The 23,566-nt window shown below is 59.3% G+C and carries 28 protein-coding genes; 27 read left to right on the top strand and 1 reads right to left on the bottom strand.

Translation table 11 applies throughout. The features are described 5' to 3' along the window. Nucleotides 1-6 precede the first annotated feature (6 nt). Together ACR0IK_RS06405 and ACR0IK_RS06400 are read left to right on the top strand one after the other, a co-directional pair. Nucleotides 7-1,197 (top strand): DegT/DnrJ/EryC1/StrS family aminotransferase, encoded by a 1,191-nt coding sequence (locus ACR0IK_RS06405; RefSeq protein ID WP_480640859.1) that lies wholly within the window; start codon nt 7-9, stop codon nt 1,195-1,197. Between the two features lie 167 nt (nt 1,198-1,364). Then, nucleotides 1,365-2,528, top strand: coding sequence for an isovaleryl-CoA dehydrogenase (locus tag ACR0IK_RS06400; protein WP_480640858.1), 1,164 nt, complete (start codon nt 1,365-1,367; stop codon nt 2,526-2,528). Between the two features lie 50 nt (nt 2,529-2,578). Here the strand turns inward: ACR0IK_RS06400 and ACR0IK_RS06395 are convergent, their stop codons facing one another. Then, nucleotides 2,579-3,184 carry an OmpW/AlkL family protein gene (locus tag ACR0IK_RS06395; RefSeq protein ID WP_480593090.1) on the bottom strand — a complete coding sequence of 202 codons (606 nt, stop codon included), beginning with the start codon at nt 3,182-3,184 and terminating at the stop codon, nt 2,579-2,581. Nucleotides 3,185-3,320: 136 nt separating this feature from the next. Between ACR0IK_RS06395 and ACR0IK_RS06390 the strand changes: the two genes are divergently transcribed. From ACR0IK_RS06390 to ACR0IK_RS06270, 25 genes are all read left to right on the top strand, one after another. Continuing rightward, the gene (locus ACR0IK_RS06390; protein WP_480640857.1) at nt 3,321-4,847 is read left to right on the top strand and encodes an AMP-binding protein; all 1,527 of its coding nucleotides are present in this window, start codon (nt 3,321-3,323) and stop codon (nt 4,845-4,847) included. Beyond that, complete coding sequence (locus tag ACR0IK_RS06385) at nt 4,844-5,422, top strand: hypothetical protein (RefSeq protein ID WP_480640856.1); 579 nt, start codon at nt 4,844-4,846, stop codon at nt 5,420-5,422. The genes ACR0IK_RS06390 and ACR0IK_RS06385 overlap by 4 nt, the downstream gene beginning before the upstream one ends. Continuing rightward, nucleotides 5,419-7,023, top strand: coding sequence for a carboxyl transferase domain-containing protein (locus ACR0IK_RS06380; RefSeq protein ID WP_480640855.1), 1,605 nt, complete (start codon nt 5,419-5,421; stop codon nt 7,021-7,023). Before ACR0IK_RS06385 ends, ACR0IK_RS06380 begins: the two co-directional genes overlap by 4 nt. Beyond that, nucleotides 7,023-7,448 (top strand): ASCH domain-containing protein, encoded by a 426-nt coding sequence (locus ACR0IK_RS06375; RefSeq protein WP_480593100.1) that lies wholly within the window; start codon nt 7,023-7,025, stop codon nt 7,446-7,448. Before ACR0IK_RS06380 ends, ACR0IK_RS06375 begins: the two co-directional genes overlap by 1 nt. A 3-nt stretch (nt 7,449-7,451) precedes the next feature. Next, entirely contained in the window at nt 7,452-9,380 is a 1,929-nt protein-coding gene (locus tag ACR0IK_RS06370; RefSeq protein WP_480640854.1) for an acetyl/propionyl/methylcrotonyl-CoA carboxylase subunit alpha, read from the top strand. Nucleotides 9,381-9,452: 72 nt separating this feature from the next. Beyond that, entirely contained in the window at nt 9,453-10,307 is an 855-nt protein-coding gene (locus ACR0IK_RS06365) for a hydroxymethylglutaryl-CoA lyase (protein ID WP_480640853.1), read from the top strand. Nucleotides 10,308-10,313: 6 nt separating this feature from the next. After that, nucleotides 10,314-11,102, top strand: a complete 789-nt coding sequence (locus tag ACR0IK_RS06360; protein ID WP_480593109.1) for a crotonase/enoyl-CoA hydratase family protein — start codon at nt 10,314-10,316, stop codon at nt 11,100-11,102. Nucleotides 11,103-11,289: 187 nt separating this feature from the next. Next, a complete protein-coding gene (locus ACR0IK_RS06355; protein WP_480593112.1) occupies nt 11,290-11,655 on the top strand; it encodes an NADH-quinone oxidoreductase subunit A in 366 nt (121 codons plus the stop codon). Next, nucleotides 11,646-12,179, top strand: a complete 534-nt coding sequence (locus ACR0IK_RS06350) for a NuoB/complex I 20 kDa subunit family protein (RefSeq protein WP_010442777.1) — start codon at nt 11,646-11,648, stop codon at nt 12,177-12,179. Before ACR0IK_RS06355 ends, ACR0IK_RS06350 begins: the two co-directional genes overlap by 10 nt. 11 nt (nt 12,180-12,190) lie before the next feature. After that, nucleotides 12,191-12,796 carry an NADH-quinone oxidoreductase subunit C gene (locus ACR0IK_RS06345; protein ID WP_480640852.1) on the top strand — a complete coding sequence of 202 codons (606 nt, stop codon included), beginning with the start codon at nt 12,191-12,193 and terminating at the stop codon, nt 12,794-12,796. Beyond that, nucleotides 12,796-12,969 carry a hypothetical protein gene (locus ACR0IK_RS06340; protein WP_170433422.1) on the top strand — a complete coding sequence of 58 codons (174 nt, stop codon included), beginning with the start codon at nt 12,796-12,798 and terminating at the stop codon, nt 12,967-12,969. The genes ACR0IK_RS06345 and ACR0IK_RS06340 overlap by 1 nt, the downstream gene beginning before the upstream one ends. Nucleotide 12,970: 1 nt before the next feature. Continuing rightward, entirely contained in the window at nt 12,971-13,099 is a 129-nt protein-coding gene (locus ACR0IK_RS06335; RefSeq protein ID WP_480442603.1) for a hypothetical protein, read from the top strand. After that, nucleotides 13,099-14,322 (top strand): NADH-quinone oxidoreductase subunit D, encoded by a 1,224-nt coding sequence (locus tag ACR0IK_RS06330; RefSeq protein WP_480593116.1) that lies wholly within the window; start codon nt 13,099-13,101, stop codon nt 14,320-14,322. The genes ACR0IK_RS06335 and ACR0IK_RS06330 overlap by 1 nt, the downstream gene beginning before the upstream one ends. Then, nucleotides 14,319-14,735: a hypothetical protein gene (locus tag ACR0IK_RS06325; RefSeq protein WP_480593119.1), complete on the top strand. Its 417-nt coding sequence runs from the start codon at nt 14,319-14,321 to the stop codon at nt 14,733-14,735. The genes ACR0IK_RS06330 and ACR0IK_RS06325 overlap by 4 nt, the downstream gene beginning before the upstream one ends. Further along, the gene (nuoE, locus tag ACR0IK_RS06320) at nt 14,735-15,853 is read left to right on the top strand and encodes an NADH-quinone oxidoreductase subunit NuoE (protein WP_480640851.1); all 1,119 of its coding nucleotides are present in this window, start codon (nt 14,735-14,737) and stop codon (nt 15,851-15,853) included. Before ACR0IK_RS06325 ends, nuoE begins: the two co-directional genes overlap by 1 nt. A gap of 33 nt (nt 15,854-15,886) precedes the next feature. Beyond that, on the top strand, nt 15,887-16,108 hold the full coding sequence (locus tag ACR0IK_RS06315) for a DUF5337 domain-containing protein (RefSeq protein WP_480593274.1): 222 nt from the start codon (nt 15,887-15,889) through the stop codon (nt 16,106-16,108). Between the two features lie 12 nt (nt 16,109-16,120). Next, complete coding sequence (gene nuoF, locus ACR0IK_RS06310; RefSeq protein ID WP_480640850.1) at nt 16,121-17,419, top strand: NADH-quinone oxidoreductase subunit NuoF; 1,299 nt, start codon at nt 16,121-16,123, stop codon at nt 17,417-17,419. Between the two features lie 5 nt (nt 17,420-17,424). After that, nucleotides 17,425-17,841 carry an MAPEG family protein gene (locus ACR0IK_RS06305; RefSeq protein ID WP_480593124.1) on the top strand — a complete coding sequence of 139 codons (417 nt, stop codon included), beginning with the start codon at nt 17,425-17,427 and terminating at the stop codon, nt 17,839-17,841. 23 nt (nt 17,842-17,864) lie between these two features. Then, on the top strand, nt 17,865-18,236 hold the full coding sequence (locus tag ACR0IK_RS06300; RefSeq protein ID WP_480593127.1) for a hypothetical protein: 372 nt from the start codon (nt 17,865-17,867) through the stop codon (nt 18,234-18,236). Between the two features lie 98 nt (nt 18,237-18,334). Beyond that, on the top strand, nt 18,335-18,739 hold the full coding sequence (locus tag ACR0IK_RS06295; protein ID WP_480640848.1) for a DUF5333 domain-containing protein: 405 nt from the start codon (nt 18,335-18,337) through the stop codon (nt 18,737-18,739). A gap of 3 nt (nt 18,740-18,742) precedes the next feature. Further along, nucleotides 18,743-20,764, top strand: coding sequence for an NADH-quinone oxidoreductase subunit NuoG (gene nuoG / locus ACR0IK_RS06290; protein ID WP_480640847.1), 2,022 nt, complete (start codon nt 18,743-18,745; stop codon nt 20,762-20,764). Between the two features lie 204 nt (nt 20,765-20,968). Further along, nucleotides 20,969-22,006 carry an NADH-quinone oxidoreductase subunit NuoH gene (gene nuoH / locus ACR0IK_RS06285; RefSeq protein WP_480593132.1) on the top strand — a complete coding sequence of 346 codons (1,038 nt, stop codon included), beginning with the start codon at nt 20,969-20,971 and terminating at the stop codon, nt 22,004-22,006. Between the two features lie 2 nt (nt 22,007-22,008). After that, nucleotides 22,009-22,503 carry an NADH-quinone oxidoreductase subunit NuoI gene (gene nuoI, locus ACR0IK_RS06280; protein WP_170400323.1) on the top strand — a complete coding sequence of 165 codons (495 nt, stop codon included), beginning with the start codon at nt 22,009-22,011 and terminating at the stop codon, nt 22,501-22,503. Beyond that, nucleotides 22,500-22,910 (top strand): carboxymuconolactone decarboxylase family protein, encoded by a 411-nt coding sequence (locus tag ACR0IK_RS06275; RefSeq protein WP_170476531.1) that lies wholly within the window; start codon nt 22,500-22,502, stop codon nt 22,908-22,910. Before nuoI ends, ACR0IK_RS06275 begins: the two co-directional genes overlap by 4 nt. Next, nucleotides 22,907-23,509, top strand: coding sequence for an NADH-quinone oxidoreductase subunit J (locus ACR0IK_RS06270; RefSeq protein ID WP_480640846.1), 603 nt, complete (start codon nt 22,907-22,909; stop codon nt 23,507-23,509). Before ACR0IK_RS06275 ends, ACR0IK_RS06270 begins: the two co-directional genes overlap by 4 nt. Nucleotides 23,510-23,566 lie beyond the last annotated feature (57 nt).

The raw sequence follows: 23,566 nt of genomic DNA, 5'->3' as shown, positions 1-23,566 counted from the left end.
AAGCCTATGACCGAGACATTCACTGGCAGCTTCACCCAGCAGGAACCCATCCCCGAAGAGGCGATCGAGGCCGCGATGGCCGTCCTGCGCCACGGGCGCCTGCACCGTTACAACGTTGTCCCCGGAGAGCTGGGCGAAACTGCGTTGCTCGAGCAGGAATTCGCGGCGCAGATGGGGGCGAAATACTGTCTGGCGGTGTCCTCCGGCGGCTACGCATTGGCGACGGCGCTGCGGGCGGTAGGAGTGCAGCCCGGCGATCCGGTGCTGACCAATGCCTTTACGCTGGCCCCGGTGCCGGGGGCGATTGCCTCGGTCGGGGCGCGGCCAATTTTTGTGGGGGTGACTGAGGGCCTGACCATTGATCTGGGTGACCTTGAGGCAAAGCTGGATCAGGCGCGGGTGCTGATGCTCAGCCACATGCGCGGGCATCTGTGTGACATGGATCGACTGATGCAGATGTGCGATGCGGCTGGCGTTATCGTGATCGAGGATTGCGCCCACACGATGGGTGCGGCGTGGCGCGGGCAGCTTTCGGGGCGGCAGGGGGCGATCGGGTGCTATTCCTGTCAGACCTACAAGCATGTCAATTCTGGTGAAGGCGGGCTGCTGATCACCGATGACGAAGAACTGGCAGCCAAGGCGACGATGCTGTCGGGGTCCTATATGCTTTATGAACGCCACCTTGCTGCGCCGGGACCCGAGGTGTTCGAGCGGATCAAGTACACAACACCGAACGTATCCGGCCGTATGGATAACCTGCGCGCCGCCATTCTGCGCCCGCAATTGCGCGATCTGGCCCGGCAGGTGAAGCGCTGGAACAAACGCTATGATGAAATTGCCGAAGGGTTGCGCGGAACGCCGGGTCTGACCATTGTTGAGCGCCCTGAGGAGGAGACCTATGTCGGGTCGTCGATCCAGTTCCTGTTGCTCGATTGGTTGCCGGAGCGCATTGCCGAGGTAATCCGGCGCTGTGCCGCGCGCGGGGTGGAGCTCAAGTGGTTTGGCGGCGCGGAGCCGACCGGGTTTACCTCCCGCTATGACAGTTGGCGTTACGCGGACAGCACGCCTTTGCCCACCAGTGATCGCATTCTGGCCGGTATCATGGATATGCGTGTGCCTCTGACCTTTTCGCTGGAGGATTGCCGATTGATCGCGCGTATCATCCGATCCGAGGTTGGCGCGGTCTATCAATCCTGATCCAATTGAGTGCACCTGCGGTGCACGCTCTTTTTGACAGCCGCCCTTTGGGGCGGCTGTCTGTGTTTTTTGGGGGATCGTGCCGATCAGGGTCGTTGACCAGATGCAATCCGGCTGTTATCAGTTTATTGAACATTTGTTCATTTATGCGAAGGAGGAGATCGCGTATGTTCTCGGCCACAATGCAATTTGATCTGGGCGAAGACGTGAATGCCCTGCGCGAGATGGTGCACCGCTGGGCTCAGGATCGGGTCAAGCCGATGGCAGCTGAAGTTGACAAGTCCAACGCTTTTCCCAACGAGTTGTGGAAAGAGATGGGCGATCTCGGGATGCTTGGGATCACGGTACCCGAGGAATACGGCGGGGCGGGGATGTCGTATCTGGCCCATACCGTTGCGGTCGAGGAGGTGGCGCGGGCCTCGGCCTCGGTTTCGCTGTCTTACGGGGCGCATTCGAATCTGTGCGTCAACCAGATCAAGCTGAATGGAACCAACGAACAGAAGGCGAAGTATCTGCCGCGTCTGATCTCAGGCGAGCATGTGGGCGCATTGGCGATGTCCGAGGCCTCGGCTGGATCTGATGTGGTTTCGATGAAACTGCGCGCGGAAAAGCGCAACGAACATTATAGGCTGAACGGCAGCAAGTACTGGATCACCAACGGGCCGGATGCGGACACTCTGGTTGTCTATGCCAAGACAGACCCGGAGGCGGGCTCAAAGGGGATCACGGCCTTTCTGATCGAAAAAGAGATGAAGGGATTTTCGACCTCGCCCCATTTCGACAAGCTGGGGATGCGCGGGTCGAACACGGCCGAGCTGATTTTCGAAGACGTCGAAGTGCCGTTCGAAAACGTTCTTGGCGAAGAGGGTAAGGGCGTCGCGGTACTGATGTCCGGTTTGGACTATGAGCGCGTGGTTCTGGCCGGGATCGGGACAGGTATCATGGCGGCCTGTCTGGACGAGATCATGCCCTATCTGGCTGAGCGCAAGCAGTTCGGCAAACCCATCGGTAACTTTCAACTGATGCAGGGCAAGATCGCCGACATGTACACCGCGATGAATTCCGCGCGGGCTTATGTGTATGAGGTTGCCAAGGCCTGTGACCGGGGGGACGTGACTCGCCAGGACGCGGCGGCTTGCTGTCTTTACGCCTCGGAACAGGCGATGGTGCAGGCGCACCAGGCGGTGCAGGCGATGGGTGGGGCCGGGTTCCTGTCGGATTCGGCGGTCAGCCGAATTTTCCGTGATGCCAAGCTGATGGAGATCGGTGCGGGGACCAGCGAAATCCGCCGGATGCTGATCGGGCGGGAATTGATGAGCGAAGTGCTGTGACAGAAAAACGCCCCGCAGTCGAGGGAACCGCGGGGCGTTCTTTCAAAGGATCAGAAGCGATGAACGTAGGATACGCCGACCAGCCAAGGATCGATTTCGGCGGTGCCGATATCGGCGCCGTTCAGTTTGACGTCCGAGTCGATGTCGAACCAGCGGACGTTCAGTCGTACAGCACCGTTATCGGTGACCATGTAGTCCAGACCGGCCTGCAGCGCGACACCGACCGAGTTGTCCAGTTCCAGATCACCCAGAGCCGATTTCTCGTCGAAGAAGATGGTATAGTTGATACCGGCGCCGACATAGGGTTTCCAGGCGCTGTTGGTTGGGAAGTGGTAGTTCAGCGACAGGGTGGGCGGCAGGTGCTTGACCGAACCTGCATCAACGCTGCCACCCAGGGTAACAGTGTGGCTGAACGGGGTCGCGGCCAGCAGTTCGATACCAAGGTTGTCGCGGACGAAGTATTCAGCGGTAAAGATCGGGCGGGTGTCCGAATCCACTTCGGCATCGAAGCCAGCCAGAGTACCGTTGTCGGATTTCGGGTCGAGGTAGCCAATACCAACACCGACGGTCCAGTCACCTTGGTTCTGGGCCATTGCAGGGGCGGCAAGCGCGACAAGCGCAGTGGAAAGTGTCAAAGCGGCGAGTGTTTTGATCATTTTAAGGCCTTTGAATTTGATGATGGGACGGTTTTGCCGAACAGGGGCAAGGTAAACTCTGATCTGCATCAAGTTCCCGCGAGTTCGAAAGCGTGCGTTCGACCTGAGACTGTCATGAAAACAAGGGGTTTTGCGTATGCGTCCCAATAAATGCATACCGGGTATGCGGGACGTGGGGGGCTGGAACATTCCTGCCCGGCTTAACATGGCGCGACAGTGTCTTTCGCGCCCCACCGGCAGCATAGCCATTATCGATCTGACCGCGGGGGGGCATGATGCCATCTCTTACGGTCAGCTCGGGCGTATGACCGACGGAATTGCGCGGGCGTTGCTGAAGCAGGTTCAACCCGGTGACCGTGTGGGAGTGCTGCTCAGCCAGTCGCCGTGGTGTGCGGCGGCCCATCTGGCGATCTGGAAGATCGGCGCGATTTCGGTGCCGCTGTTCAAGCTGTTCAAGCATGACGCACTGGCCTCTCGGGTTGGGGACGCCGGGGCGAAGCTGGTGCTGACAGATGAAGACGGCGCAGGGTTGCTGGGTGATCTGGCGCGCTCGGTGCGCGTTGATCAGATCGCGCCGTCCGATGATCCGCTGCCCTTTGCTGATACCGGCCCCGAGGACCCGGCGGTGTTGATCTATACCTCGGGCACTACCGGCACCGCGAAGGGGGCGCTGCACGGACATCGGGTTCTGACCGGTCACCTGCCGGGTGTTTCGATCAGCCATAACCATTTGCGTGACGGTGATTGCCTGTGGACGCCTGCCGACTGGGCCTGGATCGGCGGCCTGTTCGACGTGCTGATGCCCGGGCTGGCGCTGGGCATCCCGGTGGTTGCGGCGCGACTTGAAAAATTCACGCCTGAAGCCTGCGCCGACGTGATCGCGCGCGGTGAGGTGCGGAACGTGTTCTTTCCACCGACCGCCCTGCGGATGCTGAAGGCAGCGGATCAGAGCATCCCCGGCCTGCGTTCCGTTGCATCTGGCGGTGAACCATTGGGCGCTGAAATGCTGGCCTGGGGGCAAAAGGCGTTTGGCCTGACGATCAACGAGTTTTACGGCCAGACCGAATGCAACATGGTCGTGTCCTCCTGCGCCGAGGATTTCCCGGTGCGCCCGGGCTGCATTGGAAAGCCTGTACCGGGGCATGAGGTGGCGGTGATCGACGAGACTGGCCACCCGACCGATGAGGAGGGCGACGTAGCCATCCGGCGCGGATCGGCCTCGATGCTGTTGGAATACTGGAATCGGCCTAAGGTGACGGGGGAGAAGTTCCGCGGCGACTGGCTGATCACCGGCGACCGAGGCGTTTGGGAGGGCGACTACCTGCGTTTTGTCGGGCGAGATGATGACGTGATTACCTCGGCCGGCTACCGCATCGGCCCGGCCGAGATCGAGGATTGCCTGCTGACCCACCCTGCGGTGGCGACGGTCGGCGTAGTCGGTAAACCCGATCCGCTGAGGACCGAGATTGTGAAGGCCTATGTGGTGCTGAAGCCGGGGGCCGAAGCCACGGGGCAGGAATTGCAGGACTGGGTCAAAGACCGTTTGGCGCAGTATTCCTATCCGCGTGAGGTGGCATTTCTGGACGAACTGCCGATGACGGTGACGGAGAAAGTTATTCGGAAGGAACTTAAGGCGCGGGCGGCGGGGGAGGTTGCTAAATGACGTCCTCCTTTGATTTTGCGCGCGATACAGCGAACTTCCCCAAGACCGTGACAATCGAATGCCCGAACTGCCAAAAACCTGCGCGGTTTGTACCAGCAGAGTTGGAGGTCATGACAAAGAAGTCTTCTGGTGAAACGCTTGGTAAAGACGTCATGGTCGTGAAAGCTGATCGGCCCAATCGCAAATACGCGAACTGGCATCGCGAACACACCCTTACTTACATTGGCCTCGGCGGTTCTGACGTTCATTCGTCGAATTCTCTTTATCCGATAAGAATTTATCGGCATCTCCTCAATTCTCTGCTTGGAACGTCAATCTGCGACAGCTGCCATACGCCCAGAAAAACCAAGATCCGTTGGCCTCAGGACGCCTATTATCAACTTAGTTATTCTGGTCGAGTGCTGTGGTTTTATGACCGCGAACATGTCGCGGCGATGCTTGAGTTACTGGGCGGAAAAACCCCAGCAACTCACCCTTGGCGCTATTGGTTCGACAGGAAGCTGCCAACGGTTTTTAAAACCGCCCGAGCACGTCGACAATTGCCCGCGAAATTGAAAAGGATTCTGCGCGCATGAAACTCACATCCAAAGCCATGCCCACCTCCGAGGGCTTCAAGGCAAACCGCACCGCGCATCTTGATGCGCTGGCGAAAATCTCTGCCGCCGCCGAAGCGGCTCGCATGGGGGGTGGCGAGAAATCCCGCGAACGCCATGTGTCGCGCGGCAAGATGCTGCCGCGTCGTCGGGTGGCGAACTTGCTCGATCCGGGGTCTCCGTTCCTCGAAATCGGCGCGACGGCGGCGCATGGGATGTATGGCGATGCTGCGCCTTGTGCCGGGGTCATCGCCGGCATTGGCCGGGTGCAGGGGCGCGAGGTCATGGTGGTCTGCAACGACGCCACCGTGAAGGGCGGCACCTATTACCCGATGACGGTTAAGAAACACCTGCGGGCGCAGGAGATTGCCGAGGAAAACCATTTGCCTTGCATCTACCTAGTCGATAGTGGCGGCGCGAACCTGCCCAATCAGGATGAAGTGTTCCCCGACCGCGACCACTTTGGCCGTATCTTTTATAACCAAGCGCGGATGAGCGCGAAGGGGATCGCTCAGATCGCCGTGGTGATGGGCTCGTGCACGGCGGGCGGGGCCTATGTGCCCGCAATGTCCGATGTGACCATTATCGTGAAAGAGCAAGGCACGATCTTTCTGGCCGGGCCGCCTCTGGTCAAGGCCGCGACCGGAGAGGTGGTCAGCGCCGAGGACTTGGGTGGCGGCGATGTACACACTCGTCTGTCAGGTGTGGCGGACTATCTGGCCGAGGACGACGCCCACGCGCTGGCCCTTGCACGGCGGGCGGTTGGATCGTTGAACCTGTGCAAACCGCAGACCGTGGACTGGGCCAGCCCCGAAGACCCTGCTTACGATCCCGAAGAAATCCTCGGTGTCGTTCCCGCCGATTTGCGCACGCCGTATGATATCCGCGAAGTGATCGCGCGTCTGGTCGATGGCTCTCGGTTTGATGAATTCAAGCCTCGGTTCGGTGAGACACTGGTGACCGGGTTTGCCCATGTGAAAGGCTGTCCGGTTGGCATCATCGCCAACAACGGAGTGCTGTTTTCCGAGGCCGCGCAGAAGGGCGCGCATTTCGTTGAGCTGTGTTCGCAGCGCAAAATCCCGCTGGTCTTCCTGCAGAACATCACCGGCTTCATGGTCGGTCGCAAGTACGAAAACGAGGGTATCGCGCGGCATGGAGCGAAGATGGTGACCGCTGTTGCGACGACGAACGTGCCGAAAGTCACCATGCTGGTCGGCGGGTCCTTTGGGGCTGGCAACTATGGCATGGCCGGTCGTGCCTATCAGCCGCGGTTCCTGTGGACTTGGCCGAACTCGCGCATTTCCGTGATGGGAGGAGAGCAAGCCGCCGGCGTTCTGGCCACCGTCAAGCGCGACGGGATCGAACGGCAGGGCGGATCGTGGTCGGCCGAGGAAGAAGCCGAATTCAAGCGCCCGACGCTTGAGATGTTCGAGGAGCAATCGCACCCGCTTTATGCCTCGGCCCGCCTTTGGGATGACGGCATCATCGACCCGCGCAAAAGCCGCGATGTGCTCGCGCTGTCGCTGAATGCCGCGCTGAACGCCCCGATCGAAGAGACACGTTTCGGCGTGTTCAGGATGTGATGAACATGACAATGCAAGATGTATTGACCCGGTATCCCGGCGCACAAACTTTCAAATTTGGCGACAGCGCAAATATGAGTGCCGAGTTGCTTTCACTGGTGCGAGCAGGCCGGAAAACGGCAACCTGTGGCGCGCTGAGGGACTATCCGGATGGCAGCCCCGAAACACCGGTTGTTGGGCGCCGCGACATCGCTTTGGAGTGGGATGGAAGCCCTGCTTTGGTGATCGAGACCGTCGACGTTTCGATCTGTCGCTTCTGCGATATGACCGAGGATTTCGCGTTGGCCGAGGGTGAGAATGAAACGCTTGAGGGATGGCGCGAAGATCATCGCCGGTACTTTGAGCGTAATGGTGGTTTCGATCCAGAGATGGAACTGTTGTGCGAACGGTTCCACCTAATCGAAGACCTGGCGGTTGAGGGGTAAGAGATGTTTAACAAAATCCTGATTGCTAACCGTGGCGAAATTGCCTGCCGGGTTATGGCAACGGCTCAGAAGATGGGAGTCGCCTGCGTTGCTGTATATTCAGATGCTGATGCCTCGGCAAAGCATGTGCATATGGCGGATGAGTCGGTCCATATTGGCGGTGCGGCCCCAGCAGAAAGTTACCTCAAGGGCGACGTGATCATTCAGGCGGCGCTGGAGACGGGCGCGCAGGCGATTCACCCGGGCTACGGCTTTCTCTCCGAGAACCCTGATTTCGTGGATGCGGTCGAAGCTGCGGGCCTGACCTTCATCGGGCCTTCGGCGGATGCGATCCGCAAAATGGGCCTCAAGGACGCCGCCAAGGTGCTGATGGAACAGGCAGGTGTGCCTGTTGTCCCCGGCTACCACGGCGACAATCAGGACCCCGAGCATCTGGCAGGTGCCGCTGACACCATCGGCTATCCGGTTCTGATCAAAGCCGTGGCCGGTGGCGGCGGCAAGGGGATGCGTCTGGTCGAACGCCCAATTGAATTCGCCTCAGCTTTGGACAGTGCTCTCAGCGAAGCCCGCACCGCCTTTGGTAATGACGCTGTTCTGGTCGAGAAATTCGTCGCCAAACCCCGTCATATCGAGGTGCAGGTGTTCGGAGACGGCACCCACGCGGTGCATCTTTTTGAACGTGACTGCTCTCTGCAACGTCGCCATCAAAAGGTGATCGAGGAAGCCCCGGCCCCTGGCATGACGCCTGAGATGCGGGAGGCCATGGGGCAGGCGGGCGTCCGCGCGGCTGAGGCAATTGGCTACAAGGGTGCGGGGACGGTTGAGTTCATCGTCGACGCGTCGGACGGGCTGCGCCCGGATCGGTTCTGGTTCATGGAGATGAACACACGCCTGCAGGTGGAACATCCGGTGACCGAGGCAATTACCGGCGTCGATCTGGTCGAATGGCAATTGCGGGTTGCCTCAGGTGAGGTTCTGCCCAAGCGGCAGGGCGACTTGTCGATTAATGGCCACGCGTTCGAAGCCCGGCTGTATGCCGAAGACGTGCCCAAAGGGTTCTTACCTGCAACCGGCACTCTGACGCATCTGCAGTTCCCGTCTGCTTGCCGCGCCGACAGCGGTGTGCGCACGGGCGACACGATCAGCCCGTGGTATGACCCGATGATTGCAAAGGTCACCGTACACGGGCCAACCCGCGCAGTTGCGTTGGAGCAGCTTCACCGCGCCCTGCAGCAGACAGAAGTGGCGGGTACGGTCACCAATCTGGCCTTTCTTGGCGCGCTGACCCGACATCAGGGATTTGCGGCGGGCGACGTGGATACCGGCCTGATCGGTCGGGATCTGGAAGCGCTGACACAGGATGGGCCTGCCTCTGCCGCGACGTGCGTTGCCGCCGCCTTGACCGCGCTGGGTCTGGGTGAGACCTCTGATGAGACCGGGTTCTCTCTGTGGACGCCCTTGCATCGTGCTGTTCAGTTGATGGCCGACGAGTTGATTGATCTGGATGTGCAGGTCGAAGGTCCAAACCGGCGGATCTGGCAAGTTGGCGCAGAAACCCTCGTCGCAGAACGTAGCGGTCAGGGATGGTCGATCAGTGGTGCGCCTATGCCGCGTGTTGCGGTGTCGGGGTCACGGATCACCGTGTTTGAAAACTATGGGCAGGCCTTCGATGTCGTCGACCCTCTGGATCGGGATATCAGCGCCGCCGGTGATACAAATGTGATTGAAGCTCCCATGCCCGGATTGGTGAAGGCAGTGTTTGCCTTGGTCGGGCAGGTGGTGAAAGAGGGGGATCGGCTGGCCATTCTGGAGGCAATGAAGATGGAGCATTCGCTGCTGGCCGCCCGTGACGGTATCGTGGCCGAAGTTCTTGCCGAAGACGGTGCGCAGGTTGAGGCCGGAGCTGCCCTGGTCCGGTTGGAAGAGGAGTAGCCTGTTCCTATGACGCATCGCGTGGCACAGTCGGGTCAACATGTTGAAAACTAAACCGGGAGGAGCGCTGCAATGGATGAGCGGGTCGAGATTTTCGAGGTAGGTCCACGGGATGGCCTGCAAAATGAACAGCGTGAAATTCCTGTGAACGAGAAGGTTGCGCTGATCGACTGTCTCAGCCGCGCCGGGTTCAACCGGATCGAAGTGGCCAGTTTTGTCTCACCTAAATGGGTGCCGCAGATGGCGGGCAGCGCAGAGGTGCTGGCCGAAATCGAAAGGCCGGACGGGGTGCGTTTTGCCGCGCTGACACCAAACATGCGCGGTTATGAGGACGCTCTGGCGGCCAAGGCGGATGAGATCGCGGTGTTTGCTTCGGCCTCCGAGGGGTTTTCGAAGGCCAACATCAACGCCACGATCGAGGAATCCATTGAACGGTTCACTCCGATCCTTGAAGCTGCGCGTCACATTGATCTGCCGGTGCGGGGCTATGTCTCGTGCGTGACCGACTGCCCTTATGATGGCCCGACCCCACCCGAGAAGGTGGCCGAGGTCGCGGACCGTCTGTTTGCACTGGGCTGCTATGAGGTTTCCTTGGGTGACACGATCGGGCAGGGAACGCCTGACACTGTCGCGCATATGTTGCTGGCAGTGCGAGAGCGAATGCCGGTGACCCGGTTGGCAGGTCATTTCCATGACACCAACGGCCGTGCCATCGACAATATCGACGCGGCGCTGGCGCTGGGCGTCCGGACATTCGACGCGGCTGTTGGTGGGTTAGGTGGTTGTCCCTATGCACCCGGCGCTTCCGGCAATGTTGCAACCGAAGCCGTTGTCGCGCATCTGGAGCGGCTTGGATATGAGACTGGGATTGATCAGGCGATTGTCGAAGAGGCCGCCCAGATAGCCCGAGCAATGCTAGCGGAGTGAGGGGCGATGTTCGAAACGATCTCGGTTACGCAGGACGCGCGCGGTGTGGCGACTCTGACGCTCGACCGTCCGGAAAAGCACAATGCAATGTCGGCGGAGATGATTTCCGAGCTGACGCAGGCGGCGGCGCAGTTGGGGACGGATGACACGGTTCGGGTCGTGGTTCTGACCGGCGCGGGTAAAAGCTTTTGTGCCGGTGGCGACCTCGGCTGGATGCAGGACCAGATGGCCGCCGACCCCGAAACCCGGTTCGCCGAAGCGCGCAAGCTGGCCGAAATGCTGCAGGCGTTGAACACGATGCCCAAACCGCTGATCGGAGCGCTTCAGGGCAACGCTTTTGGTGGTGGTGTCGGACTGACCGCGGTTTGCGATGTGGCCGTTGGTGTGGATGGCGTGAAGATGGCGCTGACTGAAACCCGGCTGGGTCTGATCCCGGCAACCATTGGCCCCTATGTTATCGCCCGCATGGGTGCGGCCCGGGCGCGGCGCGTGTTCATGTCGGCCCGGGTGTTCGACGCGGCAGAGGCCGTGGATCTTGGCCTGTTGGCCAAGGCTGTTCCTGTCGCAAATCTTGACGAAGCAATTGAGACCGAAATCCAACCCTACCTGTCCTGCGCGCCGGGGGCCGTGGCCTCGGCTAAGGATCTTGTGCAAACGCTGGGCCCGCGCATTGACGACACCGTGATTGACCAGACCATCCGGTCTCTGGTCGAGCGGTGGGAAACCGACGAGGCGCGTGAAGGCATCAACGCCTTCTTTGAAAAGAGAAAACCTGCATGGAACAGTCATGTTTAGCACCTGTCAGCGCGAAATCAGATTCGCGAAAATGCCAGGTTTTCCATTTGTGGAAGCAAGTGGAATATTAAGCCCCTGCGCGTTTGTGTTCGGTTGACCCTCTGACCCCGCGCGGATAGAGAATGTCCAGTCAACACGCCAATTGACGGCGCGTCCCTGGGGGGTATGCGCAGGAAAGGAGCTATTCGTGGAAGACCTGCTGCGGGAGTACCTCCCGATTCTGGTGTTTCTGGCCGTTGCCGTGGGCCTTGGAATCGTACTGATTCTAGCTGCTGTGGTACTGGCCGTCCGCAATCCCGACCCTGAAAAGGTCAGCGCATATGAGTGCGGTTTCAACGCCTTCGATGATGCGCGGATGAAATTCGACGTCCGATTCTATCTGGTTTCGATTCTCTTCATCATCTTTGATCTGGAAATCGCCTTCCTGTTCCCGTGGGCCGTCGGCTTCAAGGATATCAGCGATGTGGGTTTCTGGTCCATGATGGTGTTCCTGGCGGTGCTGACTGTCGGCTTTGCCTATGAATGGAAGAAAGGGGCCCTGGAATGGGAGTGATGACGGGTGCAAACACCGCTGGCGTCGACAAGGAAGTCGCCACCCAGGCCCTGAATGCCGAACTGCAGGACAAAGGGTTTCTGCTGACCTCAACCGAGGATATTATCAACTGGGCGCGCACTGGTTCTCTGCACTGGATGACCTTCGGTCTGGCCTGCTGTGCGGTTGAGATGATGCACACTTCGATGCCCCGTTACGATGCGGAACGTTTTGGCATTGCCCCGCGCGCCTCGCCGCGTCAGTCGGACGTGATGATCGTGGCTGGCACCCTGACCAACAAGATGGCCCCTGCGCTGCGTAAGGTTTACGACCAGATGCCCGAGCCGCGCTATGTGATCTCGATGGGATCCTGCGCGAATGGCGGTGGCTATTACCACTATTCCTATTCTGTTGTTCGCGGCTGTGACCGGGTTGTTCCGGTGGACATCTATGTGCCCGGTTGCCCTCCGACGGCTGAGGCGTTGCTGTACGGCCTGATGCAGCTGCAACGCAAAATCCGCCGCACCGGCACCATCGTACGCTGAGGAGAGAGCTGATGAGCGAAGCACTCAAAGAACTCGGCGCACAGCTTGAGCTGAAGCGAGCCGATTGCGTTCTGTCCTGGGACGTGACCCATGGCGAGTTGAACGTCGATGTAGCTCCGTCGAACATTGTGGAGTTTGTCGAATTCCTGCGGTCTGACCAGAACTGCAAGTTCTCGACCCTCGTTGACATCACCGGTGTGGACTATCCCGAACGGGCCAAGCGGTTCGACGTGGTTTACCACTTCCTGTCAATGTACCAGAACCAGCGTATCCGCCTGCGGGTGTCGATCCGCGAGGAAGACATGGTGCCCTCGATCGTGGACGTTCACCCCTCGGCCAACTGGTTCGAGCGTGAGGTGTTCGACATGTTCGGCATCCTGTTCTCGGGCCACCCGGACCTGCGGCGCATCCTGACCGACTATGGTTTTCGAGGCCATCCGCTGCGCAAGGATTTCCCGACCACCGGTTACACCGAAGTGCGCTATGACGAGGCGCAGAAGCGCGTGGTCTACGAGCCCGTCAGTCTGGTGCAGGAATACCGGCAATTCGATTTCATGTCCCCATGGGAAGGCGCGAATTACATTCTGCCGGGGGACGAGAAACAGGAGAGTGAATAATGGGTGGCATCTGGTGGTTGATCCTTTCGGCACTGACCATCATCCCGATGGTGAAGATTTTGCCGTTTTTCGGGATCAACAAATACTGGTGCCTTCTTTGTCTGATCCCATTCGGCACGATTGCGTTGCTTTGGTGGGTTGGGCTGAAATTACAGGAACTGGAGCGCCGCTGAGATGATGCTGCTGGGGGAACTGATCGCGTTGGGCGCGCTGGGGGTCCTGCTGGCGGGGGCCGCAGTTAAGGCGGCCGAGGCGGAAAAGGTCCGGGTTCGGGCCGAAGCGAAGAAGAAACGAGGGCGTTGATGGACGGCTCAAGATACGATGACGGCAGCACGGACGCGCTGAGCGGAGAACAGAAGATCCGCAACTTTAACATTAACTTCGGTCCGCAACACCCCGCCGCGCACGGAGTTTTGCGTCTTGTGCTTGAGCTGGACGGTGAGATTGTCGAACGCTGTGATCCGCATATCGGCCTGCTGCACCGTGGCACCGAAAAACTGATGGAAAGCCGGACGTATCTGCAGAATCTGCCGTATTTTGACCGTCTGGATTACGTGGCACCAATGAACCAGGAACATGCCTGGTGTCTGGCCATTGAAAAGCTGACAGGGGTCGAGGTCCCGCGTCGTGGCTCGCTGATCCGGGTTCTGTACTCAGAAATCGGGCGCATCCTGAACCACTTGCTGAACGTGACCACACAGGCGATGGACGTAGGTGCGCTTACCCCGCCGCTGTGGGGCTTTGAAGAGCGTGAAAAGCTGATGGTGTTCTATGAGCGCGCCTGTGGTGCCCGTCTGCACGCCGCTTATTTCCGCCCTGGTGGTGTGCATCAGGACCTGCCGCCGGAACTGCTGGACGATATCGAGGCGTGGAGCCACGAATTTCCCACCGTTTTGGACGACATTGATGGTTTGCTGACCGAAAACCGCATCTTCAAACAGCGTAACGCCGATATTGGTGTTGTGACCGAGGATGACATCCAGAAATACGGCTTCTCTGGTGTGATGGTGCGCGGATCGGGCCTTGCATGGGACCTGCGCCGTGCGCAGCCCTATGAATGCTATGACGAGTTCGAATTCCAGATCCCCGTTGGCAAAAACGGCGACTGCTATGACCGCTACCTTGTCCGCATGGAAGAGATGCGCCAGTCCCTGCTGATCATCCGTCAGGCCATTGCAAAAATCCGCGATTGCCCCGGTGATGTTCTGGCCCGAGGCAAGATCACGCCGCCGAAACGGTCCGACATGAAGACCTCGATGGAGAGCCTGATCCATCACTTCAAACTTTACACCGAAGGCTTCCACGTCCCCGCAGGCGAAGTCTATGCCGCCGTCGAAGCGCCCAAGGGCGAGTTCGGCGTCTATCTCGTCGCCGACGGCACCAACAAGCCGTACCGCGCCAAGCTGCGTGCGCCCGGTTTCCTGCACCTGCAAGCCATGGACCACGTCGCCGGAGGACACCAACTGGCCGACGTCGCCGCCATCATCGGCACCATGGACGTTGTGTTTGGGGAGATTGATCGGTGACTAAGTTACTCGCTTCTGCGTTGGCGCTCCTACCAATAACACACTCAGCTTCCGCTGCGCCTTTGAGCGATCTCTGCAACTTTTTTTCGTCTGACGTAGTGCGGGAAGCATCCAATTGCTGGTTGGCTACCGATTGCGATCCATTCGAAAAGTTTCCTGAGGTTTATGAGCGCTACGAAACCTTCGAGACACGTGCTGCGAACTATGTGTTGAGTAAACTAAGCTCATCTAGAAACTGCATGGCGTATCCCAAACTGCTGGCGGGATCGGGCGTAGAGAACTGTTCCGCCGGACAAGAGCCATTTGTGTGGGCCATTTTCGACCTCGTGGAGGCCGAAGTTATTTCGTCCAATAATTCAAATGATCCCGAGTCGTGGAAACTTGGAATGGCAGAAAATGGGGAATGTGCTTAATGCTCCGCCGTCTTCACCCCGAACAACCCGAAAATTTCGCCTTCACCGCGGCCAACCGGCAGTGGGCAGAAGCGCAAATCACCAAATACCCCGAGGGCCGTCAGGCCAGTGCGGTTATCCCTCTGCTGTGGCGCGCGCAGGAGCAGGAGGGATGGCTGAGCCGCCCGGCGATCGAATCCGTGGCCGACATGTTGGGCATGGCCTATATCCGTGTGCTCGAGGTTGCGTCCTTCTACTTCATGTTCCAACTGCAACCGGTTGGCTCTGTCGCGCATATTCAGGTCTGCGGCACGACGTCGTGCATGATCTGCGGGGCCGAGGATCTGATCGCGGTCTGCAAGGAAAAGATCACCGCCAAGCCGCATGAGCTGTCCGCCGATGGCAAGCTGAGTTGGGAAGAGGTGGAATGCCTTGGCTCCTGCACCAACGCTCCGATGGCTCAGATCGGTAAGGATTACTACGAAGACCTGACTGCTGAGAGCTTTGGCAAGATCATCGATGATCTTGTGGCAGGCAAAGTGCCGACTCCGGGCCCGCAGAACGGGCGCTATGCGGCGGAACCGCTGAAGGGCCTGAGCAGTCTGGCCGAGTACGGGGCCGGGAAACCTCAGTACAACGCAAGCGTCGAACTGGCGACGGATCTGAGCGACACGGTCAAGCGGATTGACGGGACCGAGGTCCCGATCCTGACCCCTTGGCTGGGCAAGGATGGCAAGCAGGCGGGTGCCTCGGCGTCGGAGAAACCTCCGAAAGCGCCCGAAACGCCGAAACCGGCTGTGAAACAGGCGCAGGAGGCGAAAGCCAAGCCCAAACCGGAAGAGGCCAAGGAAGATCAACCCGAGACGCTGACCACAGCGCGGGATGGCAGGGCGGATGACCTCAAGCTTTTGAAAGGCGTGGGTCCGAAGCTGGAAGAAACGCTGAACGAACTGGGTTTCTACCACTACGATCAGATCGCAGCCTGGACGCCGGAACATGTCGCTTGGGTAGATGCGCGTCTGAAATTCAAGGGCCGGATCGAACGCGATGGCTGGATCGAACAGGCGTCCAAGCTTGCGGCGGGTGAGGAAACCGAATTCGCCAAACGTGCCAAGGAAGACGGCACTTACGAAGACTAAACGACGGTGCCCATCCGGGGCGCCTTGGGTGAGATGGACAAGGATAAGGAACAAGCCATAGCCCGCAAGGGCCGACATATCGGCATCGTCATCGCTGTGACGATGGTGATCTGGCTTGCCATGAACATGTTCATCGGCCCCGCATTGGGACTGACAACGCGCCATGCGCTTCTGTTCGATCTCGCCGCTCTGGCAGGTTTTATCTATGCGGGCGTCAACATTTTTCAACTCTGGCGCATGCGTCAGGACAGCTGAAGGTAACACACGATGCTGAAGGATCAGGACCGGATCTTTACCAACATCTACGGGATGCAGGAGCGCACGCTCAAAGGCGCGCAGGCCCGGGGGCATTGGGACGGCACTGCTGGCCTGATCGAAAAGGGCCGTGACTGGATCATCCAGACGATGAAGGACTCAGGTCTGCGCGGCCGCGGTGGCGCGGGCTTTCCGACCGGTCTGAAATGGTCGTTCATGCCCAAGGAAAGCGACGGCCGTCCGGCCTATCTGGTGGTGAACGCGGACGAGTCCGAGCCCGGCACCTGTAAAGACCGTGAGATCATGCGCCATGATCCCCACACGCTGATCGAAGGCTGCCTGATCGCCTCTTTCGCGATGAATGCGCATACCTGCTACATCTATCTGCGCGGCGAATACATCCGTGAGCGTGAAGCCCTGCAGGCCGCGATTGATGAGGCCTATGACGCGGGCCTACTGGGCAAGAACGCGGCCGGTTCGGGATGGGATTTCGATCTGTTCCTGCATCATGGGGCCGGCGCCTATATTTGCGGTGAAGAAACCGCTCTGATCGAAAGCCTTGAGGGCAAGAAGGGCATGCCGCGGATGAAACCTCCGTTCCCGGCGGGTGCGGGGCTGTATGGTTGCCCGACCACGGTGAACAATGTCGAATCCATTGCTGTTGTGCCGACGATCCTGCGCCGGGGTGCCGACTGGTTTGCAGGCTTTGGCCGTCAGAACAACGCGGGCACCAAGCTTTTTGCGATCTCGGGGCACGTGAACAACCCCTGCGTCGTCGAAGAGGCGATGTCGATTCCCTTTGAACAGTTGATCGAGACCCATTGCGGCGGAATCCGCGGCGGTTGGGACAATCTGCTGGCCGTGATTCCGGGTGGATCGTCGGTGCCATGTGTGCGCGGTGAGAACATGCGCGATGCGATCATGGATTTCGATTATCTGCGCAACGATCTGGGTTCGGGTCTTGGGACAGCGGCGGTGATCGTGATGGACAAGTCAACCGATATCATCAAGGCGATCTGGCGTCTGTCGAAGTTCTACAAGCATGAAAGCTGCGGCCAGTGCACGCCGTGCCGCGAAGGCACCGGCTGGATGATGCGCGTCATGGACCGTCTGGTGCGCGGCGAGGCCGAACTGGAAGAGATCGACATGCTGTTCGACGTGACCAAGCAGGTCGAAGGCCACACGATCTGTGCCCTTGGAGACGCAGCGGCCTGGCCTATCCAGGGCCTGATCCGCAATTTCCGCGAAGAGATCGAGGATCGCATAAAGGCACAGAAGTCGGGTCGCATGGGCGCCATGGCGGCGGAGTGAGCCAGATGGAGACTTTCGCACAATACGGTCATGCAGTCGCCTCGGTAATGGTTTTCACCCTCGTCGTGCTGTTTTTGGCTCCGTTTTCCGCCTTGGCCAAACAGGGCAAGGGGCTGGCCCCGGGGGCGACGCCGGAACAGGACTATTCCGACAAGGCGTATCGTCTGAACCGCGCATATCTGAACGGAACCGAGACGCTGCCCGCGTATGTGGCGGTTACAGCTGCGGCGATCCTGATGGGGGTAAGCCCGTTTTGGGTGAACCTGCTCGCCTCGGTTGCACTGTTGGCACGTCTGTCAATGCTGTTCGTACATATCCGCGGAATCGGCAATCCTCACAGTGGTTTACGGTCGGTTCTGTATGTTGTGGGCTGGGCCTGCATGTTTATCACCGGCCTCATGGCGCTGGTGGCGGCGTTCTGATGGTGGGGTTGGGGAAACATCTGATGTTCGGGCTAAGACAAGTTAAGAACCACGGCTTCATGCTGAGTGCAGTTGTCGCGCTAGCGGCGGTGTCGGCTTGCGGAATCGTCTCGCCTTCCGAGAATCAGGTCCTGTTTGACGGTCACGCATTCCGGGCCAAAGCAAAACCCGTCGACAAGAAAGTTTCACCAGCTGACTTTACGGTTGTCGTCAACGGAGTCTCTGCCTCGTTGGACGGTGCACGGGAGGCAGGTCGGTTTGAGGGAACCAAATTCTGTATCAAGCAGTTTGGTTCTTCGAAAATCGTATGGAAGGTTGGTCCGGATACCGAGCCGCAGAACCTGCGCATCAGCGATGACAAACTGACATTTGCAGGAACCTGTCAAAGACCATGATGCGTGTTTTTGCATATCAGGCCATGATGCGGCGGGTGTTATTGCATAGCGCCCCGCGTGCCTTTCGTCTTGGGTCTCCCAAGACGAAAGGAGTTGTTATGTCTGGTGTGAAAACCCTCGTGTTGTTGTCGGTGCTGACCCTGCCGACCCTTGCCGAGGCAAAGCCGCCCTTGCGCGAAGTCAAAGAGATCGACAACGAACTCTACTACATCGCCATTGCAAACGAAATTTCGGAATATTGCCCATCGATCAGCGGGCGACGTCTGAAAGCGATAGGTGTGATGTGGGGGCTGAAGTCCAAAGCAAATAATCTGGGATACTCGGACGATGAAATCCGCGCCTATGTGGATTCCGACGTCGAAAAGGACAGGATGCGCGCCAAGGGCGAAGCGTATCTGGCCCAGAACGGCGTCACGTATGAAAATCCGAGTTCTTTCTGCACGCTGGGGCGGAAGGAAATCGAAAGAAACAGCGCCATTGGCGTGTATTTGAGGGCGAACTAGACCATGTCTGACCTCCGCAAAGTAAACATCGACGGGCAGGAAATCGAAGTCGATGGTGCGATGACTCTGATCCAGGCTTGTGAAGAGGCCGGGGTCGAAGTGCCGCGCTTCTGCTATCATGAACGTCTGTCGATTGCCGGGAACTGCCGGATGTGTCTGGTTGAGGTCGTGGGCGGCCCACCGAAACCGGCCGCCTCCTGCGCGATGCAGGTGCGCGACTTGCGTCCGGGGCCGGAAGGTCAGGCACCCGAGGTCAAGACGAACTCGCCCATGGTCAAAAAGGCCCGCGAAGGGGTGATGGAGTTCCTGCTCATCAACCACCCGCTGGATTGCCCGATCTGCGATCAGGGTGGTGAGTGTGACCTGCAGGATCAGGCGATGGCCTATGGTCTGTCGGGCACCCGTTTCAAGGAAGCCAAGCGCGCGGTGGATGATCTGGATCTGGGGCCGCTGGTCGGCACCGCGATGACCCGATGCATCAGCTGTACCCGTTGTGTGCGCTTTACCACCGAGGTTGCCGGGATCGCACAGATGGGCCAGACCGGGCGCGGTGAAGATGCCGAGATCACCTCGTATCTGAACCAGACGCTCGACTCGAACATGCAGGGCAACATTATCGACTTGTGTCCGGTTGGGGCGCTGACGTCGAAGCCTTACTCTTTTACCGCGCGCCCGTGGGAGTTGACCAAGACCGAGAGCATCGACGTGATGGACGCTCTGGGTTCAAACATCCGCGTCGATACCAAGGGGCGTGAAGTGATGCGCTTCCTACCGCGCAACCATGATGGCGTGAACGAAGAGTGGATCAGCGACAAGACCCGATTTGTCTGGGATGGCCTGCGTCGTCAGCGTCTGGACAAGCCCTACATCCGTGAAAGCGGCAAGCTGCGCCCTGCTTCGTGGCCCGAGGCATTGACCAAAGCGGCCGAGGCGCTGAAAGGGGCTGAGAAGCCTGCCGGGATCGTGGGCGATCTGGCCCCGGTCGAGGCTGCGTTTGCGCTGAAGCAGATGATCGAAGGGCAAGGCGGTGTTGTGGAATGCCGCACCGACGGCGCCAAACTGCCAGCTGGCAATCGAGGTGCTTATGCCGGGACCGCAGCAATTGAGGACATCGATGGCGCCGAGCGTATCCTGTTGATCGGAACCAACCCGCGTGACGAAGCACCGGTTCTGAATGCCCGTATCCGCAAGGCTTGGGCGCACGGTGCCGAGATCGCTCTGGTCGGTCCGTCGGTCGATCTGACCTATGAATACCATCACATGGGTGACGATCGCGCAGCACTGCAGAAAGTCGTCGGCATGGGCGGCGATGATGAGATCAAGGGCAAACGCTCGCTGGTCATCATTGGGCAGGGCGCGTTGCAAGAGGCGGACGGTGCGGCCGTTCTGGCTGCCGCGCAAACCATTGCAACCAACACTGAAAGCGGTCTGATCGTTCTGCACACCGCTGCTTCGCGCGTCGGTGCGATGGATGTGGATGCCACAAACGAAGGTAGTATGGATGCGGTCGGCGCGGCGGATGTCATCTACAACCTCGGCGCGGATGAGGTCGAAATCGGCGAGGGTGCCTTTGTGATCTATCAGGGCAGCCATGGTGACCGGGGCGCTCACCGCGCCGACGTGATCCTGCCGGGAGCGGCCTATACCGAAGAAAACGGCCTGTTCGTGAACACTGAAGGCCGCCCGCAACTGGCGATGCGCGCAGGGTTTGCGCCGGGTGAAGCCAAGGAAAACTGGGCCATTCTGCGCGCTCTTTCGGCTGAACTGGGTGCGACGCTGCCCTTCGACTCGCTGGCGCAACTGCGCACCGCACTGATCGAGGCGGTTCCGCATCTGGCCCGCATCGACGAGGTGATAGAGAACGAAGTTCAAACGCTGGATGCAGGCCCTCTGGGCAAGGCAACCTTCCGCAATGTGATCGGGGATTTCTACCTGACTAACCCGATTGCACGGGCTTCACAGCTTATGGCCGAACTGTCGGCGCAGGCACAGGCTCGCAAATCCGAGAAGATCGCAGCGGAATGAACCAAAGCTGTTTCATATCACAGGCAAATGCGAATGCCGGGTGGCAGTACGCCACGCCTGATTTGTGTGTGAAACCCAAGATTAAGGGTGGCGCAATGGCGGCATATGCTGTTTACACCAACGCGCCGACCCAGCCGCAGTTTGCGCAGGCACGTGGCCTTTGCATCGCTCGCGGAAAACGGAATACCCACGGTGTGAGGACCAATGGCTGATTTCTTTAACACCCCAGGCGGAATAGCCATCATCATTCTGGCGCAAGTGCTTGCAGTCGTTGCCTTTGTGATGATCTCGCTGTTGTTCCTTGTTTATGGCGACCGCAAGATCTGGGCGGCAGTTCAGATGCGCCGCGGACCCAACGTGGTTGGCGTCTATGGCATTCTGCAATCGGTAGCCGACGCGCTCAAATACGTCGTGAAAGAGGTCGTGATCCCCGCCGGGGCAGATCGCGCCGTCTTTATTCTGGCCCCGATGACAAGCTTTGTTCTGTCGCTGATCGCCTGGGCGGTGATCCCGTTCAACGACGGCTGGGTTTTGTCAGACCTGAACGTGGCGGTTCTGTATGTTTTTGCCGTGTCCTCGCTTGAGGTTTATGGCGTTATTATGGGCGGTTGGGCGTCGAACTCAAAGTACCCGTTCCTTGGGTCTCTGCGGTCTGCGGCGCAGATGATCTCATACGAAGTGTCCATTGGCTTGATCATCATCGGTGTGATCATCTCGACCGGATCAATGAATTTCGGCTCCATCGTGGGCGCGCAGGATACCGGCTATGGCTTCTTTGGCTGGTACTGGCTGCCGCATTTCCCGATGGTCTTCCTGTTTTTCATCTCGGCACTCGCCGAAACCAACCGCCCGCCCTTCGACCTGCCCGAGGCGGAATCGGAACTGGTGGCCGGGTATCAGGTGGAATATTCGGCCACGATGTTCCTGCTGTTCATGGCCGGTGAATATATCGCGATCTTCCTGATGTGTGCGCTGACCACGCTGTTGTTCTTCGGAGGCTGGCTGTCGCCGATCCCGGGTCTGCCCGACGGTGTTCTGTGGATGGTGGGCAAGATGGCGTTCTTCTTCTTCATCTTCTCGATGGTCAAGGCAATCACGCCCCGCTACCGCTATGACCAGTTGATGCGGCTGGGTTGGAAAGTGTTCCTGCCGTTCTCACTGGCCTGGGTAGTGTTCGTGGCCTTTGCAGCGAAATTCGAATGGTTCTGGGGCATCTTCGCCCGGTGGAGCGTAGGAGGCTGATCATGACGCAAATCGACTATACCCGCGCCGCCAAGTACTTTCTTCTGCAAGACTTCTGGGTCGGCTTCAAACTGGGAATGAAGTATTTCTTCGCCCCCAAAGCCACCATCAATTATCCGCATGAAAAGGGCCCTCTGTCCCCGCGCTTCCGCGGTGAGCACGCCCTGCGCCGTTATCCGAACGGTGAGGAACGTTGCATTGCCTGCAAACTGTGCGAAGCGGTCTGCCCGGCGCAGGCGATCACCATCGACGCCGAACCGCGCGAAGACGGCAGCCGCCGCACCACGCGCTATGACATCGACATGACCAAGTGTATCTATTGCGGTTTCTGCCAGGAGGCTTGCCCGGTCGATGCCATCGTCGAAGGCCCCAACTTCGAATTCGCCACCGAAACCCGGGAAGAGCTGTTCTACGACAAGCAGAAGCTGCTCGATAACGGCGAACGCTGGGAAGCCGAGATTGCCCGCAATCTGGAAATGGACGCGCCGTACAGATGAGTGACAGCCCGACAAATCCGTTCGAGTTGATGATGAAGCAGGCTCAGGACATGGCCAAGGCGATGAACCCGGCTATGGAAAGTTTCTCGCCCAAGGGGTTCGAGGCGCTGTGGCCGACCATGCCCAAAGAGGTCATGGAGATGATGTTCGGCAACACCGTCAACAAGGACGGGCTGGATGCCAAAACCCGCCTGCTGCTGACGCTGGCCGGGCTGACCTGCCAGGGTGCGCAGGCGGACTCGGCGGTACGTCAGACCGTGCGTCACGCTTTGGAGGCGGGTGCCAAGAAACAAGAGATCGTGGAAACGATCGGTCAGATGTCGGTCTTTGCCGGCATCCCGGCCATGACCCGCGCGCTGGATCTTGCGCAAGAGGTCATGGGCGACAACGAGGATGAGGATCAATGACCGTCTTTGCCTTCTATCTGTTTGCCATCTGCGTCATCGCGGGCGGGCTGTTCACGGTGATCAGCCGCCAGCCGGTGCACTCGGTGCTGTGGCTGATCCTGGCGTTCCTGTCCTCGGCAGGGCTGTTCGTGCTGCTGGGGGCCGAGTTCGTGGCGATGCTGCTGATCATCGTCTATGTCGGCGCGGTCGCGGTTCTGTTCCTGTTTGTGGTGATGATGCTGGACGTGGACTTTGCCGAGCTCAAGGCCGAGATGGCGCGCTATATGCCGCTGGCCCTGCTGATCGCTCTGGTGATCCTGATGCAGTTCGTCATGGCCTTTGGCGCGTGGGACAGCGCGCAGGGTGCGGCGGCTAACCTGGCGCAGCCGGTGCCCACTGACCGTCACAATACCGAGGCGCTCGGCGTCATCCTTTATGATCAATACTTCCTTCTGTTCCAACTGGCGGGCCTGATCCTGCTGGTGGCCATGATCGGCGCCATCGTGCTGACCCTGCGCCACCGTCAGGACATCAAGCGTCAGGACATCATCGGCCAGATGATGCGGGACCCGGCCAAGGCGATGGAGTTGAAGGACGTGAAACCGGGGCAGGGGTTGTGAGGTTATTGTCCACCATAACTTGCCTCGCAGCAGTTGTTTGTGCTGGAACTACGGCGG

This window comes from Ruegeria sp. BF7 (assembly GCF_056538605.1).
This window is presented reverse-complemented; position numbering and strand designations above follow the sequence as displayed.

What these genes read in the sequence shown, in the direction of transcription:
- ACR0IK_RS06385 (WP_480640856.1), top strand. Translation starts at nt 4,844, where the DNA reads ATGACGTCCTCCTTTGATTTTGCGCGCGATACAGCGAACTTCCCCAAG.
- ACR0IK_RS06335 (WP_480442603.1), top strand. Translation starts at nt 12,971, where the DNA reads ATGATGCTGCTGGGGGAACTGATCGCGTTGGGCGCGCTGGGGGTCCTG.
- ACR0IK_RS06380 (WP_480640855.1), top strand. Translation starts at nt 5,419, where the DNA reads ATGAAACTCACATCCAAAGCCATGCCCACCTCCGAGGGCTTCAAGGCA.
- ACR0IK_RS06345 (WP_480640852.1), top strand. Translation starts at nt 12,191, where the DNA reads ATGAGCGAAGCACTCAAAGAACTCGGCGCACAGCTTGAGCTGAAGCGA.
- ACR0IK_RS06365 (WP_480640853.1), top strand. Translation starts at nt 9,453, where the DNA reads ATGGATGAGCGGGTCGAGATTTTCGAGGTAGGTCCACGGGATGGCCTG.
- ACR0IK_RS06275 (WP_170476531.1), top strand. Translation starts at nt 22,500, where the DNA reads ATGAGTGACAGCCCGACAAATCCGTTCGAGTTGATGATGAAGCAGGCT.
- nuoG (WP_480640847.1), top strand. Translation starts at nt 18,743, where the DNA reads ATGTCTGACCTCCGCAAAGTAAACATCGACGGGCAGGAAATCGAAGTC.
- nuoF (WP_480640850.1), top strand. Translation starts at nt 16,121, where the DNA reads ATGCTGAAGGATCAGGACCGGATCTTTACCAACATCTACGGGATGCAG.
- ACR0IK_RS06375 (WP_480593100.1), top strand. Translation starts at nt 7,023, where the DNA reads ATGAACATGACAATGCAAGATGTATTGACCCGGTATCCCGGCGCACAA.
- ACR0IK_RS06270 (WP_480640846.1), top strand. Translation starts at nt 22,907, where the DNA reads ATGACCGTCTTTGCCTTCTATCTGTTTGCCATCTGCGTCATCGCGGGC.
- ACR0IK_RS06395 (WP_480593090.1), bottom strand. Translation starts at nt 3,184, where the DNA reads ATGATCAAAACACTCGCCGCTTTGACACTTTCCACTGCGCTTGTCGCG.
- ACR0IK_RS06340 (WP_170433422.1), top strand. Translation starts at nt 12,796, where the DNA reads ATGGGTGGCATCTGGTGGTTGATCCTTTCGGCACTGACCATCATCCCG.
- ACR0IK_RS06300 (WP_480593127.1), top strand. Translation starts at nt 17,865, where the DNA reads ATGTTCGGGCTAAGACAAGTTAAGAACCACGGCTTCATGCTGAGTGCA.
- ACR0IK_RS06370 (WP_480640854.1), top strand. Translation starts at nt 7,452, where the DNA reads ATGTTTAACAAAATCCTGATTGCTAACCGTGGCGAAATTGCCTGCCGG.
- nuoI (WP_170400323.1), top strand. Translation starts at nt 22,009, where the DNA reads ATGACGCAAATCGACTATACCCGCGCCGCCAAGTACTTTCTTCTGCAA.
- ACR0IK_RS06360 (WP_480593109.1), top strand. Translation starts at nt 10,314, where the DNA reads ATGTTCGAAACGATCTCGGTTACGCAGGACGCGCGCGGTGTGGCGACT.
- ACR0IK_RS06330 (WP_480593116.1), top strand. Translation starts at nt 13,099, where the DNA reads ATGGACGGCTCAAGATACGATGACGGCAGCACGGACGCGCTGAGCGGA.
- ACR0IK_RS06405 (WP_480640859.1), top strand. Translation starts at nt 7, where the DNA reads ATGACCGAGACATTCACTGGCAGCTTCACCCAGCAGGAACCCATCCCC.
- ACR0IK_RS06350 (WP_010442777.1), top strand. Translation starts at nt 11,646, where the DNA reads ATGGGAGTGATGACGGGTGCAAACACCGCTGGCGTCGACAAGGAAGTC.
- ACR0IK_RS06295 (WP_480640848.1), top strand. Translation starts at nt 18,335, where the DNA reads ATGTCTGGTGTGAAAACCCTCGTGTTGTTGTCGGTGCTGACCCTGCCG.
- nuoH (WP_480593132.1), top strand. Translation starts at nt 20,969, where the DNA reads ATGGCTGATTTCTTTAACACCCCAGGCGGAATAGCCATCATCATTCTG.
- ACR0IK_RS06305 (WP_480593124.1), top strand. Translation starts at nt 17,425, where the DNA reads ATGGAGACTTTCGCACAATACGGTCATGCAGTCGCCTCGGTAATGGTT.
- nuoE (WP_480640851.1), top strand. Translation starts at nt 14,735, where the DNA reads ATGCTCCGCCGTCTTCACCCCGAACAACCCGAAAATTTCGCCTTCACC.
- ACR0IK_RS06400 (WP_480640858.1), top strand. Translation starts at nt 1,365, where the DNA reads ATGTTCTCGGCCACAATGCAATTTGATCTGGGCGAAGACGTGAATGCC.
- ACR0IK_RS06315 (WP_480593274.1), top strand. Translation starts at nt 15,887, where the DNA reads ATGGACAAGGATAAGGAACAAGCCATAGCCCGCAAGGGCCGACATATC.
- ACR0IK_RS06390 (WP_480640857.1), top strand. Translation starts at nt 3,321, where the DNA reads ATGCGTCCCAATAAATGCATACCGGGTATGCGGGACGTGGGGGGCTGG.